Raw genomic sequence first — 16,736 nt, 5'->3', positions numbered from 1 at the left:
CTAAAGTGCAGGCCTGTCCTGTTGCCCCCGGTTGCGCCATGTCCTCTGTCCCCGTCAGCGACTTCCACGCCTATCCCGACGCCGCCGGCCATTTCGGCCGCTACGGCGGCCGTTTCGTCGCCGAGACCCTGATCGGCCCGCTGCAGGAGCTGGCCGCCGCCTACGACGCCGCGCGCCAGGATCCGGCCTTCATCGCCGCCTACGACAAGGACCTGACCCACTACGTCGGCCGGCCCAGCCCGATCTACCACGCCGAGCGGCTCAGCCGCGAAGTCGGCGGCGCGCAGATCCTGCTCAAGCGCGAGGACCTGAACCACACCGGCGCGCACAAGATCAACAACACCATCGGCCAGGCGCTGCTGGCCAGCCGCATGGGCAAGACCCGCATCATCGCCGAGACCGGCGCCGGCCAGCACGGCGTGGCCAGCGCCACGGTGGCCGCGCGGCTGGGCCTGGAGTGCGTGGTGTACATGGGCGCCACCGATATCGAGCGGCAGAAGATCAACGTCTACCGGATGAAGCTGCTCGGCGCCACGGTGGTGCCGGTGCATTCCGGCTCGGCCACGCTCAAGGATGCGCTCAACGAAGCGATGCGCGACTGGGTCACCAACGTGCAGGACACCTTCTACATCATCGGCACCGTCGCCGGTCCCGATCCGTACCCGCGCATGGTGCGCGACTTCAACGCCATCGTCGGCCGCGAGGCGCGCGAGCAGATGCTGCGCGACTACGGCCGCCTGCCGGATGCGATCAGCGCCTGCGTCGGCGGCGGCAGCAACGCCATCGGCCTGTTCCATGCCTTCCTCAACGACGCCTCGGTGAAGATCTACGGCGCCGAGGCCGCCGGCGACGGCATCGGCAGCGGCCGCCACGCCGCCTCGATCGCCGCCGGCCGCCCCGGCGTGCTGCACGGCAACCGCACCTACGTGATCTGCGACGACGACGGCCAGATCGTCGAGACCCACTCCGTGTCCGCCGGCCTGGACTACCCGGGCGTGGGCCCGGAGCACGCGTTCCTGGCCGACAGCGGCCGCGCCACCTACCAGGGCATCACCGACGACGAGGCGCTGGCCGCGTTCCACCTGCTGGCGCATACCGAAGGCATCCTCGCCGCGCTGGAGTCCAGCCATGCCGTGGCGCAGTCGATCAAGCTGGCGCGCGAACTGCCCAAGGACGCACTGGTGCTGTGCAACCTGTCCGGCCGTGGCGACAAGGACGTGCACACCATTGCTGCGCGCGAAGGACTGACGCTGTAACGCCTTGCCCTTCTCCTTCGGGAGAAGGTGGCGCGAAGCGCCGGATGCGGGTGCGGGCACAGCCTCGTTACCCAAATTCCGAACCGCTTCGCCTCTTACCCTCACCCCAACCCCTCTCCCGGCGGGAGAGGGGTGCATAGGTCCCACATGAACCGCCTCGCCGACACCTTTGCCCGACTCGATTCCCAACGCCGCAAGGCCCTGATCCCCTTCCTCACCGCCGGCGATCCGTCGCTGGAGGCGACCGTGCCGGCGATGCACGCGCTGGTCGAGGCCGGTGCCGACGTGATCGAGCTGGGCGTGCCGTTCTCCGATCCGATGGCCGACGGCCCGACCATCCAGCGCAGCTCCGAGCGTGCGCTGGCGCGCGGCGCCGGCCTGCGCTACGTGCTGGAGACGGTCAGTGCGTTCCGTCGCGACGATGCGACTACCCCGGTGGTGTTGATGGGCTACCTCAACCCGGTGGAGATCCACGGCACCGCGCGCTTCGCCGAGGAGGCGGTGGCGGCCGGCGTGGACGGCGTGCTGCTGGTCGACCTGCCGCCGGAGGAGTCGGCCGAGACCCTGACGGTCTTCGCCGACGCCGGTCTGGACCTGATCGTGCTGGCCTCGCCGACCACCAGCGATGCGCGCATCGCCTTGTTGTGCGATGCGGCGCGCGGCTATCTGTACTACGTCAGCTTCGCCGGCGTGACCGGCGCCGACCGGCTGGATACCCGCGCCGCCGGCGATCGCCTGCGCCAGTTGCGCGCGCGCTGCCCGGTGCCGGTGGTGGCCGGCTTCGGCATCAAGGACGCCGCCAGCGCCAAGGCCATGGCGGTCGATGCCGACGGCGTGGTGGTGGGCAGCGCGCTGGTCGCGGCGCTGGCCGAGGCCGGCAGCCCGCAGGCCGCGCGCGACGCCGCCCTGGCGTTCCTGGCGCCGCTGCGGCAGGCGCTGGACGCGGGCTGAGTCCCGCCTGGTCCGTCCGCGAACGCCCGCCGCGCGCGGGCGTTCGCGTTTGCGGCGATGCCGCATCCGCTGTACGCAGATGCATGCGGCGCACGCATCGCCGGTCGATGGTGCGTCCCGAGCCGTTTGTTGGTCGCCCGGGATGACGAAGGCGCTGGGGCTTGCCGCAGGGTCGCAGAGGGAAAGGCGCAGCAGGCGTCCTGGCAGCGGCCGTGCCGGTGTCGGCCCGCCCGGCGGCTCCATGCGCCACCGTCTGCAGGCCACCGGGGGACCGAGTTAGACTGTCGCCCCTCTGCGGCTCTCGCGGCCGCCCAATGGATCGTCACATCGCATGAGTTGGCTCAGCAAATTGATGCCTTCGGGCATCCGTACCGACAGCACGCCCAGCAAGAAGCGCAGCGTTCCCGAAGGCTTGTGGGAGAAGTGTCCCAACTGCAGCGCCGTGCTGTACCGGCCGGAGCTGGAGGAGAACCTAGAGGTGTGCCCGAAGTGCGGCCACCACATGGCGATCCGCGCGCGCGCGCGCCTGGCCGCGCTGTTCGACGCCGACACCGCGCCGACCGAGATCGGCGCGCGCCTGGGGCCGACCGACGCGCTCAAGTTCAAGGACCAGAAGAAGTACGGCGAGCGCATCAAGGCCTCGCAGAAGAGCACCGGCGAGTACGACGCGCTGGTGGCGATGCAGGGCCTGCTCAAGGGCCAGCCGCTGGTCGCGGCCTCGTTCGATTTCGCTTTCATGGGCGGCTCGATGGGCTCGGTGGTCGGCGAGCGTTTCGCCCTGGCCGCGGAGACCGCGCTGAAGATCGGCGCGCCGTTCGTGTGCTTCTCCGCCAGCGGCGGCGCGCGCATGCAGGAAGGCCTGTTCTCGCTGATGCAGATGGCCAAGACCTCGGCCGCACTCGGCCGCCTGCGCGAAGCCGGCCTGCCGTACGTGTCGGTGCTGACCCATCCCACCACCGGCGGCGTGTCGGCCAGCTTCGCCATGCTCGGCGACATCAACATCGCCGAGCCGTACGCGCTGATCGGCTTCGCCGGCCCGCGCGTGATCGAGCAGACCGTGCGCGAGACCCTGCCGGAAGGCTTCCAGCGCTCGGAGTTCCTGCTCGAGCACGGCGCCATCGACCAGATCTGCGACCGCCGCGAACTGCGCGACCGCCTGTCCGAGCTGCTGGCGCTGATGATGCGGCAGCCGACGCCGGCAAAGACCGAGGCGCTGGCGTGACCGGCGCCGGGATTTGGGATTCGGGATTCGGGAATCGTGGCGCCGCGCGTGCCCGGTTCGTCGAGGTCGCTCGGATCGCGTGCGTTGAACGAATCCCGAATTCCGAATCCCGAATCCCGTTCCAATGAGCCAACGCAAATACTTCGGCACCGACGGCATCCGCGGCCGGGTCGGGCAGGGGGCGATTTCCGCCGATTTCGTGATGCGCCTGGGCAATGCGCTGGGCCGCGTGCTGGTCGCCGGCGGCACCGCACGGCCGACCGTGGTGATCGGCAAGGACACGCGCATTTCCGGCTACATGTTCGAATCGGCGCTGGAGGCCGGGCTGGTCGCCGCCGGGGCCAACGTGCAGTTGCTCGGGCCGATGCCGACCCCGGCGGTGGCGTTCCTCACGCGCACCCTCGGCGCCGATGCCGGCATCGTCATCAGCGCCTCGCACAACCCGCACTACGACAACGGCATCAAGTTCTTTTCCGCCCACGGCGAGAAGCTCGACGACGCCACCGAGCAGGCGATCGAAGCCGCGCTGGACGCGCCGTTCGCCACGGTCGAGTCCGAGCGGCTGGGCAAGGCGATGCGCGCGCGCGAGGCGATCGGCCGCTACATCGAATTCTGCAAGGCCAGCGTGCCGCGCGGCTTCGACCTGCGCGGGCTGAAGCTGGTGCTGGACTGCGCGCACGGCGCGACCTACCACATCGCGCCGCTGCTGTTCCGCGAACTGGGCGCGGAGGTGATCGCGATCGGCGCGGCCCCGGACGGGCTCAACATCAACGCCGGCGTCGGCTCGATGCACATCGACAACCTCGCCGCCAACGTGCGCGAGCACGGCGCGCATCTGGGCATCGCCTTCGACGGCGACGGCGACCGCGTGCTGATGGCCGACGACCAGGGCAACCCGGTCGACGGCGACGGCCTGCTGTACGTGCTGGCCTGCGGCTGGCAGGCCAGTGGCCGCCTGCACGGCCCGGTGGTCGGCACGCTGATGACCAACTACGGCCTGGAACGGGCGCTGGCCGCGTTGCAGGTGCCGTTCCTGCGCGCCAAGGTCGGTGACCGCTACGTGCACCAGGCGCTGGTGGAGCAGGGCGGGGTGCTCGGCGGCGAGGCTTCCGGGCACATGCTGTGCCTGGATCGCGCCACCACCGGCGATGCCATCGTCAGCGCGCTGCAGGTGCTGGAAGTGCTCAAGCGCTCGCGGCAGACCCTGCGCCAGGCGCTGGCCGGGCTGCAGAAGGTGCCGCAGCAGACGATCAACGTGCGCCTGCAGCCGGGCGTGCGCCCGCTCGAGGCCGCCACCGTGAAGGCCGCGCTGGCCGCGGCGCAGGCGGCGGTGCAGGGGCGCGGGCGCGCCTTCCTGCGCGCCTCCGGCACCGAGCCGGTGGTGCGGGTCACGGTCGAGGCCGACGATGCCGCGTTGATGCGGCAGACCCTGGACGCGCTGGCCGAGGCGGTCCGTGACGCGGCGTGAGTCGATCGCCATTGCCCTCTTCGTGATCGTCGCCAAGGCGATCACGTTCTACCTGCTGTACCGCCTGCTGCGCTGAGCGCGGCGTTTGTCCCCTTTTTACGAGATGACGGTTCCTGCCATGACTGCGCGCATTCCCACCCTCGACATCACCCGCTTCGACACCGACCGCGACGCGTTCGTCGCCGAGCTGGGCGCGGCCTACCGCGAGTGGGGCTTCGCCGGCATCCGCAACCATGGCATCGCCCAGGCGCAGATCGACGCGGCCTACGACGTGTTCAAGGCGTTCTTCGCCCTGCCCGAGGAGACCAAGCGCACCTACCACCTGCCGGGCAGCGGCGGCGCGCGCGGCTACACCGCCTTCGGCGTGGAGACCGCCAAGGACTCCAAGCATTTCGACCTGAAGGAGTTCTGGCACATCGGCCGCGAGATTTCCGACGACTCCCCGTACCGCGCGGTGATGCCGCCGAACCTGTGGCCGAGCGAAGTGCCCGGCTTCCGCACCCACGGCTACGGCCTGTACCAGGCGCTGGATGCGCTCGGCGCGCGCGTGCTGTCGGCGCTGGCCCTGCACATCGGCCTGCCCGAGCACTACTTCGTCGACAAGACCGATTCGGGCAACTCGATCCTGCGCCCGATCCACTACCCGCCGATCACCGCCGACGACATCCCCAACGTGCGCGCCGGCGCCCACGAGGACATCAACCTGATCACCCTGCTGGTCGGCGCCAGCGCCGCCGGCCTGGAAGTGAAGTCCAAGCAGGGCGAGTGGGTGCCGTTCACCTCCGACGCCGACACCATCGTGGTCAACATCGGCGACATGCTGCAGCGCCTGACCAACCACGTGTACCCCTCGACCACCCACCGCGTGGTCAACCCCCCGGGCGAGCAGGCGCGCCAGCCGCGCTACTCGGTGCCGTTCTTCCTGCACCCGAACCCGGACTTCGTGATCGACGTGCTGCCGTCCTGCGTCAGCGCCGACAACCCGAGCCGCTATCCCGAGCCGATCACCGCGCAGGGCTATCTGGAAGAGCGGTTGCGGGAGATCAAGCTGAAGTGAGGCGGGGATTGGGGAGTCGGGATTGGGGATTGGCAAAGGCGGCATGCCCGCGATCTGTCACCCCCGCGGGGATTCGGGAGTCGGGATTCGGGAGTGGCAAAGGCGGGGATACCCGTGATCCACCACTCGGCGCAGAACCCCGCTTTTACGAATCCCCAATCCCTAATCCCCAATCCCAGTACTTCTAATCCGTCCCGAGCCTCGCCCCATCATCCGCAGCAACAAGGCATTGGGCAGCAGCGCCGTCAGGCCGAGCAGGGCGCGGTAGACCGCGCCCGGGACCACGCGCACCTTGCCGCGCTCGGCGCCGTCGATGCCGGCGCGGGCCACCGCGGCGGTCTGCAGCCAGAGCCAGCGCGGCAGGGCGTTCATCTGTTCGCGGGTGCCGGTGACGTCGTGGAACTCGGACCAGGTGAAGCCGGGGCATAGCGCGCAGACGCCGACGCCGCGGTCGGCGTTCTCCAGCGCCAGCGATTCGCTGAAGCGCAGCATGAAGCTCTTCGCCGCCGCGTACAGGGTATGGCCGTCCGCGCCCGGCACCAAGGCGGCGAACGAGGCGACGTTGAGGATGCGGCCGTGGCCGCTGGCGCGCAGCGCCGGCAGCAGCCGCCAGGTCAGTTCGCACACGGCGCCGACCATCACCTGCAGGAACGCCGCGTGCACCGCCCAGTCCTGGGTGATGTAGCGGCCCGGCACGCCATAGCCGGCGTTGTTGACCAGGATCCGCACCGCCAGCCCGCGCCGTTCGATCTCGGCCACCAGCGCGGCCGGGGCCGCCGGGTCGGCCAGGTCGGCGACCAGTACCTCCACCGGCACCTGCGGCCGCAGTTCGGCGGCCAGCGCCTGCAACTGCGCCTCGCGGCGCGCGGTCAGGATCAGCGGCACGCCGCGGCGGGCGTATTCGCGGGCGATCTCGCGGCCGATGCCGCTGGAGGCGCCGGTGATCAGGGCGTAGCCGGGAAGCTGGGTCATGGCGGTCTCTGGGCGTGGAACGGGCGGCGTGGCGCAGGGCGGGGCAGGGACGATGCCTGCCCTTGGCGGCGCATCGGCTATCCTCTCGGCACTTTTTCGCCGGAGATGCGCCGATGCGACGCAAGATCGTAGCCGGAAACTGGAAATTGCATGGCACCCGCCACTTCGCCGCCGACCTGGTGCGGGAGATCGTCGCCGGGCTGCACGAGGCCGAGCACGACGTGGAGGTGGTGATCCTGCCGCCGCTGCCGTACCTGGGCGACCTGATCGAGCATTTCGAGGACCGGCTGCTGCGCTTCGGCGCGCAGGACGTCAGCAGCAACGAGAAGGGCGCCTACACCGGCGAGGTGTCGGCGGCGATGTTGGTGGATGTCGGTGCCGACTACGGCCTGGTCGGGCATTCGGAGCGGCGCCAGTACCATCAGGAGAGCAGCGAACTGGTCGCGCGCAAGTTCGCCGCCGCCATGCACGCCGGACTGGTGCCGATCCTGTGCGTGGGCGAGACCCTGGAGCAGCGCGAGGCCGGGCGCACCGAGGCGGTCATCGCCGCGCAGCTGGCGCCGGTGCTGGATCTGGTCGGCGCCGAGGGCTTCGCCCGGGCCGTGGTGGCCTACGAGCCGGTCTGGGCGATCGGCACCGGCCGCACCGCCAGCCCGGCGCAGGCGCAGGCGGTGCACGCGTTCATCCGTGGCGAAGTGGCGGCGCGCGATGCTAGAATCGCGGATTCGTTGCCGGTCCTGTATGGCGGCAGCGTCAAGCCCGACAACGCCGCCGAGCTGTTCGCACAGCCGGATGTCGATGGCGGGCTGGTGGGCGGCGCCTCGCTGGTCGCCGCGGAATTCCTGGCCATCGTGCGAGCGGCGGCCACCTGTTGAGCGAACGGCCGCCGCTGGCGGCCGTTCGTCCCCCAAGTCGTACTGTCCGGACGGATTTCGAAATGCTGATGGTCATCCTCAATGTGGTCTACGTGCTGGTGGCGATCGCGATGATCGCGCTGATCCTGATGCAACGCGGCGCCGGTGCGGCGGCGGGTTCCGGGTTCGGCGCCGGCGCGTCCGGCACCGTGTTCGGATCGCGCGGCGCGTCCAACTTCCTGTCCAAGTCGACCAAGTGGCTGGCGGTGGTGTTCTTCGCCATCAGCCTGTTCATGGCCTGGTACGCCGGCCACAGCGCGCGTCCGGCCGATGCCAACCTGGGCGTGATGTCGCAGTCGGCCACCCCGGCGCCGGCTGCGCCGGCCGGCGAACTGCAGGTCCCGCAGGCGCCGTCGGCCGCCGCCGCGGCCCCAGCTGCCCCCGCCGCCGCCCCGGCCGCCCAGCAGGCGCCGGAAAAAGCGCAAGAAAAGTCGCCTGCCCCGTCGCAGAAAGACTGAAGGCGGTTACAATATGCTGCGCGGCGGGATTGCCGCGCAGGTTTTACGCAAGCCCAGGTGGCGGAATTGGTAGACGCACTACCTTGAGGTGGTAGCGACTTAGGTCGTAGGGGTTCGAGTCCCCTCTTGGGCACCATTGTTTGGCTACGGTTTCTGCGCGAAGGCATCACGCCCTCGCCCGGAGAATCGTCTATCCCATGCCTGCGCGGCACGCGCGCGGGCACAGGCAAGAGAGAATCGCGAGTGCTGGCCGAATATTTGCCGACCCTGCTGTTTCTGATCGTGGCCACCGGTATCGGCGTCGCGCTGATGCTGGTGGGGCGGTTCCTCGGTCCCCGGCGTCCCGACCTGAAGAAGCTCTCGCCGTACGAGTGCGGCTTCGAGGCCTTCGAGGACGCGCGCATGAAGTTCGATGTGCGCTACTACCTGATCGCCATCCAGTTCATCGTCTTCGATCTGGAAATCATCTTCATCGTGCCGTGGACGCAGGTGTTCATGGACCTGGGCGCTCGCTCCCTGGTCACCATGGGCCTGTTCGTCGGCATGTTGTTCCTCGGTTTTGTTTACGTGTGGAAGAAGGGAGCGCTGGAATGGGAGTGATTCAGACCCTGGATCGCCTGATGACCAACCCGATCCCGGAAGGGCGGGTGGACGACATCCTGCGTCCCGAAGGCGAAAACCCGCTGCTGGAAAAGGGCTACGTCACCACCAGCGTCGATGCGCTGCTGAACTGGGCGCGCACCGGCTCGATGTGGCCGATGACCTTCGGCCTGGCCTGCTGCGCGGTCGAGATGATGCACGCCGGCGCCGCGCGCCTGGACCTGGACCGCTACGGCGTGGTGTTCCGCCCGTCGCCGCGCCAGTCCGACGTGATGATCGTCGCCGGCACCCTGGTCAACAAGATGGCCCCGGCGCTGCGCAAGGTCTACGACCAGATGCCGGACCCGAAGTGGGTCATCTCGATGGGCAGCTGCGCCAACGGCGGCGGCTACTACCATTACTCGTATTCGGTGGTGCGCGGCTGCGACCGCATCGTGCCGGTGGACGTCTACGTCCCGGGCTGCCCGCCGACCGCCGAGGCCCTGGTCTACGGCATCCTGCAGTTGCAGAAGAAGATCTGGCGAACCCAGACCATCGCGCGCTGATTCCTCTTTCCTCGAGAGCACGCCAAGCCCCCATGGCAGAGCAAGCATCTTCCTTTAGCGACCGACTCGGCGCCCGTTTCCCCGGCAGCCAGGTCTTCGTGGCCCTTCCGCGCGGCGAAGTCACCCTGGAAGTGCCGGCCGACGCCTGGCACGCCACCTGCCTGGCGCTGCGCGACGAGTTCGGTTTCGAACAGCTGTCCGACCTGTGCGGCGTCGACTACCTGGGCTACGGCAGCGACGAGTGGGATACCTCGGACGTGTCCTCGCACGGCTTCAGCCGCGGCGTCGAAGGCAAGGCCGTGGGCCGTTTCGCCTGGGGCGAGTTCCCCAGCGCCGAGACCAGCGCCGGCGTGCAGCCGATGCCGGTCCCGCAGCAGCGCTATGCCGTGCTGGCGCAGCTGATCTCCTACCGTCATAACCAGCGCCTGCGCGTGCGCTGCTACGCGCCGAACGAAGACCTGCCGGTGGTGGCCTCGGTCACCGACATCTGGCCGGGCGCGAACTGGTTCGAGCGCGAGGCGTTCGACCTGTTCGGCGTGGTCTTCGCCGGTCACCCGGACCTGCGCCGCATCCTCACCGACTACGGCTTCGTCGGCCATCCGTTCCGCAAGGATTTCCCGCTGATCGGCAACGTCGAAGTGCGCTACGACGAAGAGAAGCAGCGCGTGATCTACGAGCCGGTGACCTCGGTGGAGCCGCGCGTGGGCGTGCCGCGCGTGATCCGCGACGATGCGCGCTACCAGACCGCGGCGGGCGAAGCACAGAAGGAGTCCGCCAAGTGAGCGAGTACCACCAGGCGCACGACGGGTTCGCCAGCAATCCTGCAGAAGCCAAGCAGGAAATCCGCAACTACACGATGAACTTCGGCCCGCAGCATCCGGCCGCGCACGGCGTGCTGCGCCTGATCCTGGAGATGGACGGCGAGACCGTGGTCCGCGCCGATCCGCACATCGGCCTGCTGCACCGTGGCACCGAGAAGCTGGCCGAGTCCAAGCCGTTCAACCAGTCGATCGGCTACATGGATCGCCTGGACTACGTCTCGATGATGTGCAACGAGCACGCCTACGTGCGCGCGATCGAGACCCTGATGGGGATCGAGGCGCCGGAGCGTGCGCAGTACATCCGCACCATGTTCGACGAGATCACCCGCATCCTGAACCACCTGATGTGGGTCGGCTCCAACGGCCTGGATCTGGGCGCGATGGCGGTGATGCTGTACGCGTTCCGCGAGCGCGAAGAGCTGATGGATGTGTACGAGGCGGTGTCGGGCGCGCGCATGCACGCGACCTACTACCGTCCGGGCGGCGTCTACCGCGACCTGCCGGACCGCATGCCGAAGTACCAGGAATCGCGCTGGCACAAGGGCAATGCGCTGAAGCGGCTCAATGCCGCGCGCGAAGGCTCGATGCTGGACTTCCTGGAGGAGTTCACCAATACCTTCCCGGCGCGCGTCGACGAGTACGAGACCCTGCTCACCGACAACCGCATCTGGAAGCAGCGCACCGTCGGCATCGGCGTGGTCACCCCGGAGCAGGCCTATGGCTGGGGCATGACCGGCGTGATGCTGCGCGGCTCGGGCATCGCCTGGGACCTGCGCAAGAAGCAGCCGTACGCCAAGTACGACAGCGTCGATTTCGACATTCCGCTCGGCACCAACGGCGACTGCTACGACCGCTACCTGGTGCGCGTGGCCGAGATGCGCGAGTCCAACCGCATCATCAAGCAGTGCGTGCAGTGGCTGAAGGCCAACCCGGGCCCGGTCATGGTCGAGAACTTCAAGGTGGCGCCGCCCAAGCGCGCCGACATGAAGGACGACATGGAAGCGCTGATCCATCACTTCAAGCTGTTCAGCGAAGGCTACTGCGTGCCGGCCGGCGAGACCTACTGCGCGGTCGAAGCGCCGAAGGGCGAGTTCGGCTGCTACCTGATGTCCGACGGCGCCAACAAGCCGTTCCGCGTGCACCTGCGCGCGCCGGGCTTCGCCCATCTGTCGTCGATGGACGCGATCGTGCGCGGCCACATGCTGGCCGACGTGGTGGCGATGATTGGTACCTATGATCTGGTGTTTGGTGAGGTCGACCGATGAAGGCGACAGGTAATTTCGAAGCGGCGCGCGACGTCGATCCGATGGTGGTGCTGAGCGACAAGACGCGCGCGCACATCGATCACTGGCTGAGCAAGTTCCCGCCGGACCGCAAGCGTTCGGCGGTGCTGCAGGGCCTGCACGCCGCGCAGGAGCAGAACCAGGGCTGGCTGACCGACGAACTGATCGCCGGCGTGGCCAAGTACCTGGAGCTGCCGCCGGTGTGGGCCTACGAGGTCGCCAGCTTCTACTCGATGTTCGAGACCGAGAAGGTCGGCCGCAACAACGTCGCGTTCTGCACCAACATCAGCTGCTGGCTCAACGGCGCCGAGGATCTGGTCGCGCACGCCGAGAAGAAGCTCGGCTGCAAGCTGGGCCAGTCCACCGCCGACGGCCGCGTCTACCTCAAGCGCGAGGAAGAGTGCCTGGCCGGTTGCGCCGGCGCGCCGATGATGGTCATCAACGGCCACTACCATGAGCATCTGACCAAGGACAAGGTCGACGAATTGCTGGACGGGTTGGAGTAACGGCAATGGCACAGCATCCCCACGCTCCCACCGGTCCGGTCGGCCCCGCGCCGCAGCCGCACCAGGTGGTGTACACCACGCTGCACTACGACACCCCGTGGTCCTACGAAAGCTACCTGAAGACCGGTGGCTACGCCGCGCTGCGCAAGATCCTCGAAGAGAAGATCCCGCCGGAGCAGGTGATCGAGATGGTCAAGCAGTCGAACCTGCGCGGCCGTGGCGGCGCCGGCTTCCCGACCGGCCTGAAGTGGTCGTTCATGCCCAAGGGCGCGCCGCAGAAGTACATCCTGTGCAACTCGGACGAGTCCGAGCCGGGCACCTGCAAGGACCGCGACATCCTGCGCTACAACCCGCATTCGGTGGTGGAGGGCATGGCCATCGCCTGCTACGCCACCGGCTCCACCGTGGGCTACAACTACCTGCGCGGCGAGTTCCACCACGAGCCGTTCGAGCATTTCGAGCAGGCTCTGGCCGACGCCTACGCCAACGGCTGGCTGGGCAAGGACATCCTCGGCAGCGGCATCGACATCGACATCTACGGCGCCCTCGGTGCAGGCGCCTACATCTGCGGCGAAGAGACCGCGCTGATGGAGTCGCTGGAAGGCAAGAAGGGCCAGCCGCGCTACAAGCCGCCGTTCCCGGCCAACTTCGGCCTGTACGGCAAGCCGTCGACGATCAACAACACCGAGACCTACGCGTCGGTGCCGGCGATCATCCGCAACGGCCCGGAATGGTTCCTGGGGCTGAGCAAGACCAAGAACGGCGGCCCGAAGATCTTCTCGGTCTCCGGCTGCGTGCAGAAGGGCGGCAACTTCGAAGTGCCGCTGGGCACCACCTTCGACGAACTGCTGGAAATGGCCGGCGGGCTGAAGCCGGGCCGCACCCTCAAGGGCGCGATCCCGGGCGGCGTGTCGATGCCGGTGCTGAAGGCCGAGCAGCTCAAAGACCTGCAGATGGACTACGACACCCTGCGCGCGCTGGGCACCGGCCTGGGGTCGGGCGCGATCGTGGTGCTGGACGACAGCGTGTGCTGCGTGAAGTTCGCCTGCCGCATCTCGCAGTTCTTCCACAAGGAGTCCTGCGGCCAGTGCACCCCGTGCCGCGAAGGCACCGGCTGGATGCACCGCGTGCTGGAGCGCATCGTCGCCGGCAAGGCCACGATGGAAGACCTGCACCAGCTGCGCACCGTCGCCGGGCAGATCGAAGGCCACACCATCTGCGCCTTCGGCGAAGCGGCGGCCTGGCCGATCCAGGGCTTCCTGCGCCAGTTCTGGGACGAATTCGAGTACTACATCGTCAACGGTCATTCGATGGTTGACGGCAAGAAGGTGGAGGCAGCCGCCGCATGAGCGCGCAACCCAACAATCCCGGCGCGACCCCCGCGGTCGTGCCGGAAGGCCATGTGACCGTCGAGATCGACGGCCAGTCGCTGGTCGTGCCGAAGGGCTCGATGATCATCCAGGCCGCCGACAAGGCCGGCATTCCGATCCCGCGCTTCTGCTACCACGAGAAGCTGCCGATCGCCGCCAACTGCCGCATGTGCCTGGTCGACGTCGAGAAGTCGCCCAAGCCATCGCCGGCCTGCGCCACGCCGGTCATGGACGGCATGAAGGTGCAGACCCGCAGCGACAAGGCGCTGAAGTACCAGCGCAGCGTCATGGAATTCCTGCTGATCAACCATCCGCTGGACTGCCCGATCTGCGATCAGGGCGGCGAGTGCGAGCTGCAGGACGTGTCGCTGGGCTATGGCCGCTCGGTCAGCCGCTTCAACGAGCGCAAGCGCGTGGTGCCGGACGAGGATATCGGGCCGCTGGTCGCCACCGAGATGACCCGCTGCATCCAGTGCACCCGCTGCGTGCGCTTCACCGCGGACATCGCCGGCACCTACGAGCTGGGCGGCATGTACCGCGGCGAGAACCTGCAGATCGGCACCTACGACGGCAAGCCGCTGACCACCGAGCTGTCCGGCAACGTGGTCGACGTGTGCCCGGTCGGCGCGCTGACCAACAAGGTGTTCCAGTTCCGCGCGCGGCCCTGGGAACTGGTGGCGCGCGAGTCGCTGGGCTACCACGACGCGATGGGCTCCAACCTGTTCCTGCACGTGCGCCGCGGCGAAGTGCTGCGCACCGTGCCGCGCGACAACGAAGCGGTCAACGAGTGCTGGCTGTCCGACCGCGATCGCTACTCGCATCAGGGCCTGTACGCCGAGGACCGCGCACTGCGGCCGATGCGCAAGGTCGACGGGCAGTGGCGCGAGGTGTCGTGGGCGGAAGGACTGTCCGCCGCGAGCGAGGTCCTCAAGGCCAACCGCGGCGACGCGCTGGGCGTGCTCGCGCATCCGTCCACCTCCAACGAGGAGGGCGCGCTGCTGGCCCGCCTGGCCGAGGGCCTGGATAGCGGCAACCTCGATCACCGCGTGTACAACCGCGACTTCTCCGATGCCGCGCTGGCCGAGCCGTTCGCGCTGCCGCTGGCGGAGATCGAGCAGGCCGACGTGGTGGTGATCCTGGGCAGCAACCTGCGCCATGAACTGCCGCTGCTGCATGCACGCCTGCGCAAGGCGCGGATGCAGCGCAAGACCAAGCTGTATTCGATCAACCCGGTCGATTTCGACGTGGCCTTCGACCAGGCCGGCCGCCAGATCGTGGCGCCGTCGAAGTTCGCCGAGGCGCTGGCCGACGCCGCGCTGCGCGAGGCGGTGCAGGGCGCCGGCCGCGCGGTGCTGATCGTCGGTGCGCTGGTCGAAAACCATCCGCAGGCCGCGGCGCTGCGTGCGGCCGCGCGCGACTTCGCCGCCGCCACCGGCGCGGCGCTGTGCCGCATCCCGCAGGGCGCCAACGCGCTCGGCCTGGCGCGCTACGGCGTGCTGCCGCGCGGCCGCAACGCCGCGGCGATGCTGGCCGAACCGCGCAGCGCCTACGTGCTGTACGGCCTGGAGCCGGGCCTGGACTTCGCCGACGCCGCCGCCGCGCGCAGCGCGCTGGCCGGCGCCAAGGTCGTGGCGTTCAGTCACTTCGCCTGCGCCTCCACCCGCGACGTGGCCGATGTGATCCTGCCGATCGGCGCGCTGCCGGAAATCGAGGCGACGCTGACCAACCTCAACGGCAGCGACCAGCGCACCCGCGCCGGCGGCAAGCTGCCGGGCGAGGCCCGCGAGGGCTGGCGCGTGCTGCGCGCGCTCGGCGGCGAGCTGGGCCTGCAGGGCTTCGAGTTCATCGACCTGGCCGGGCTGCGCGATGGCCTGCAGCCGCGCGAGGTCGCCGCGGCGAGCTCGGCGCAGCCGGCACGCCAGGACGAGGGCCTGGAACTGGCCGCCAGCCCGGCGATCTACCGCACCGATGCGGTGGTGCGCCGTGCGCAGGCGCTGCAGCAGCATCCGCTGAACCGCGCGCCGGGCATCGCGCTGCATCCGGACGAGGCGGCGCGCCTGGGCCTGAGCGACGGGCAGATGGTCAAGGTCGGCACCGCGGCGGGTAGCGCCACGTTGCCGCTGGCGACGGACAAGCGGGTCGCGCCGGGCGCGGCCTGGATCGAAACGGGCCACGGCGCGACCGCGCCGCTGGGCGCCGGTCGGGTGACGGTGGTGGCTGCATGAACGAGATGCTGTTGAACGTGGTCGACCCGCTGCACCAGTGGTTCCTCGGCCTGGGCGCGCTCGGCGTGGTCCTGTGGATCGTGCTGAAGATCCTGCTGATCGCCATGCCGGTGATCATCGCGGTGGCGTTCTACGTGGTCTGGGAGCGCAAGCTGATCGGCTGGATGCACGTGCGCCACGGGCCGATGTACGTGGGCATGGGCATCTTCCAGGCCTTCGCCGACGTCTTCAAACTGCTGTTCAAAGAAATCATCCAGCCCAGCAGCTCGCACAAGGCGATGTTCGTGATCGCGCCGCTGATCACCCTGGCGCCGGCCTTCGCCGCCTGGGCGGTCGTGCCGTTCGACGCCAAGCTGGTGCTGTCCAACGCCAACGCCGGCCTGCTGTACCTGCTGGCGATGACCTCGCTGGGCGTGTACGGCATCATCCTGGCCGGCTGGGCGTCCAACTCCAAGTACGCCTTCCTGGGCGCGATGCGTTCGGCGGCGCAGGTGGTCAGCTACGAGATCGCGATGGGCTTCGCCCTGGTCGGCGTGATGATCGCCGCCGGCAGCCTGAACCTGAGCACGATCGTGCAGGCGCAGGCGGGCAGCTCCGGATTCTTCGACTGGTTCCTGATCCCGCTGTTCCCGCTGTTCATCGTGTACTGGGTGTCCGGCGTGGCCGAGACCAACCGCGCGCCGTTCGACGTGGTCGAAGGCGAGTCGGAAATCGTCGCCGGCCACATGGTCGAGTATTCGGGCGGTGCGTTCGCGCTGTTCTTCCTGGCCGAATACGCCAACATGATCCTGGTCAGCTTCCTGGTCTCGATCTTCTTCCTGGGCGGCTGGCTGAGCCCGATCCAGGGCTGGGTCACCGCGGACATCTCGCCGTGGGTCAACTGGATCTGGACCGGCGGCTGGCCGTGGCTGCTGATGAAGGTGCTGTTCTTCGCCAGCGCGTACATCTGGTTCCGCGCCAGCTTCCCGCGCTACCGCTACGACCAGATCATGCGCCTGGGCTGGAAGGTGTTCATTCCGCTGACGATCGTGTGGATCGCGGTGACGGCATTGATGGTGTTCTACGGCGTGATCCAGAAGGGCGTGTAA

Annotated in this window: 16 protein-coding genes and 1 tRNA gene; 16 read left to right on the top strand and 1 reads right to left on the bottom strand. The window is 68.8% G+C overall.

The window, feature by feature from the left end:
* Window positions 1–38 precede the first annotated feature (38 nt).
* From trpB to AC1PMG_RS14455, 5 genes are all read left to right on the top strand, one after another.
* Window positions 39–1,256: a tryptophan synthase subunit beta gene (trpB, locus tag AC1PMG_RS14475; RefSeq protein WP_160960949.1), complete on the top strand. Its 1,218-nt coding sequence runs from the start codon at window positions 39–41 to the stop codon at window positions 1,254–1,256.
* A 147-nt stretch (window positions 1,257–1,403) separates the two neighbouring features.
* Window positions 1,404–2,207, top strand: coding sequence for a tryptophan synthase subunit alpha (trpA, locus tag AC1PMG_RS14470; RefSeq protein ID WP_481109341.1), 804 nt, complete (start codon window positions 1,404–1,406; stop codon window positions 2,205–2,207).
* Between the two features lie 331 nt (window positions 2,208–2,538).
* Window positions 2,539–3,429, top strand: coding sequence for an acetyl-CoA carboxylase, carboxyltransferase subunit beta (gene accD, locus AC1PMG_RS14465; protein WP_342073815.1), 891 nt, complete (start codon window positions 2,539–2,541; stop codon window positions 3,427–3,429).
* A gap of 124 nt (window positions 3,430–3,553) precedes the next feature.
* The gene (gene glmM / locus AC1PMG_RS14460; protein ID WP_295936296.1) at window positions 3,554–4,897 is read left to right on the top strand and encodes a phosphoglucosamine mutase; all 1,344 of its coding nucleotides are present in this window, start codon (window positions 3,554–3,556) and stop codon (window positions 4,895–4,897) included.
* Between the two features lie 118 nt (window positions 4,898–5,015).
* Window positions 5,016–5,954, top strand: a complete 939-nt coding sequence (locus AC1PMG_RS14455; RefSeq protein ID WP_481109340.1) for an isopenicillin N synthase family dioxygenase — start codon at window positions 5,016–5,018, stop codon at window positions 5,952–5,954.
* A 162-nt stretch (window positions 5,955–6,116) separates the two neighbouring features.
* On the opposite strand, the gene AC1PMG_RS14450 is transcribed toward AC1PMG_RS14455, so the two are convergent.
* Complete coding sequence (locus AC1PMG_RS14450; protein ID WP_481109339.1) at window positions 6,117–6,926, bottom strand: SDR family NAD(P)-dependent oxidoreductase; 810 nt, start codon at window positions 6,924–6,926, stop codon at window positions 6,117–6,119.
* A 113-nt stretch (window positions 6,927–7,039) separates the two neighbouring features.
* Between AC1PMG_RS14450 and tpiA the strand changes: the two genes are divergently transcribed.
* The 11 genes from tpiA (at window position 7,040) to nuoH (ending at window position 16,736) form a co-directional block, all read left to right on the top strand.
* Entirely contained in the window at window positions 7,040–7,801 is a 762-nt protein-coding gene (tpiA, locus tag AC1PMG_RS14445; RefSeq protein ID WP_481109338.1) for a triose-phosphate isomerase, read from the top strand.
* Between the two features lie 62 nt (window positions 7,802–7,863).
* Window positions 7,864–8,298, top strand: a complete 435-nt coding sequence (secG, locus tag AC1PMG_RS14440) for a preprotein translocase subunit SecG (protein ID WP_152245707.1) — start codon at window positions 7,864–7,866, stop codon at window positions 8,296–8,298.
* A gap of 51 nt (window positions 8,299–8,349) precedes the next feature.
* Window positions 8,350–8,434: transfer RNA gene (locus AC1PMG_RS14435), tRNA-Leu, on the top strand.
* Window positions 8,435–8,541: 107 nt separating this feature from the next.
* Window positions 8,542–8,898 (top strand): NADH-quinone oxidoreductase subunit A, encoded by a 357-nt coding sequence (locus AC1PMG_RS14430; RefSeq protein WP_010343005.1) that lies wholly within the window; start codon window positions 8,542–8,544, stop codon window positions 8,896–8,898.
* A complete protein-coding gene (locus AC1PMG_RS14425; RefSeq protein WP_010343006.1) occupies window positions 8,889–9,443 on the top strand; it encodes a NuoB/complex I 20 kDa subunit family protein in 555 nt (184 codons plus the stop codon). The genes AC1PMG_RS14430 and AC1PMG_RS14425 overlap by 10 nt, the downstream gene beginning before the upstream one ends.
* Window positions 9,444–9,475: 32 nt before the next feature.
* Entirely contained in the window at window positions 9,476–10,225 is a 750-nt protein-coding gene (locus AC1PMG_RS14420) for an NADH-quinone oxidoreductase subunit C (protein ID WP_342073811.1), read from the top strand.
* On the top strand, window positions 10,222–11,529 hold the full coding sequence (locus AC1PMG_RS14415) for an NADH-quinone oxidoreductase subunit D (RefSeq protein WP_342073810.1): 1,308 nt from the start codon (window positions 10,222–10,224) through the stop codon (window positions 11,527–11,529). Before AC1PMG_RS14420 ends, AC1PMG_RS14415 begins: the two co-directional genes overlap by 4 nt.
* Entirely contained in the window at window positions 11,526–12,053 is a 528-nt protein-coding gene (gene nuoE / locus AC1PMG_RS14410; protein ID WP_010343009.1) for an NADH-quinone oxidoreductase subunit NuoE, read from the top strand. The genes AC1PMG_RS14415 and nuoE overlap by 4 nt, the downstream gene beginning before the upstream one ends.
* A gap of 5 nt (window positions 12,054–12,058) precedes the next feature.
* Window positions 12,059–13,402, top strand: a complete 1,344-nt coding sequence (gene nuoF / locus AC1PMG_RS14405) for an NADH-quinone oxidoreductase subunit NuoF (protein WP_043092569.1) — start codon at window positions 12,059–12,061, stop codon at window positions 13,400–13,402.
* Window positions 13,399–15,648 carry an NADH-quinone oxidoreductase subunit NuoG gene (gene nuoG, locus AC1PMG_RS14400; RefSeq protein WP_481109337.1) on the top strand — a complete coding sequence of 750 codons (2,250 nt, stop codon included), beginning with the start codon at window positions 13,399–13,401 and terminating at the stop codon, window positions 15,646–15,648. The genes nuoF and nuoG overlap by 4 nt, the downstream gene beginning before the upstream one ends.
* The gene (nuoH, locus tag AC1PMG_RS14395) at window positions 15,645–16,736 is read left to right on the top strand and encodes an NADH-quinone oxidoreductase subunit NuoH (RefSeq protein WP_017908129.1); all 1,092 of its coding nucleotides are present in this window, start codon (window positions 15,645–15,647) and stop codon (window positions 16,734–16,736) included. The genes nuoG and nuoH overlap by 4 nt, the downstream gene beginning before the upstream one ends.

The organism is Xanthomonas sp. NCPPB 2250, from assembly GCF_056725265.1.
The sequence above is the reverse complement of the archived record's forward strand: the minus strand, read 5'-3'. Positions and strand labels throughout refer to the sequence as shown.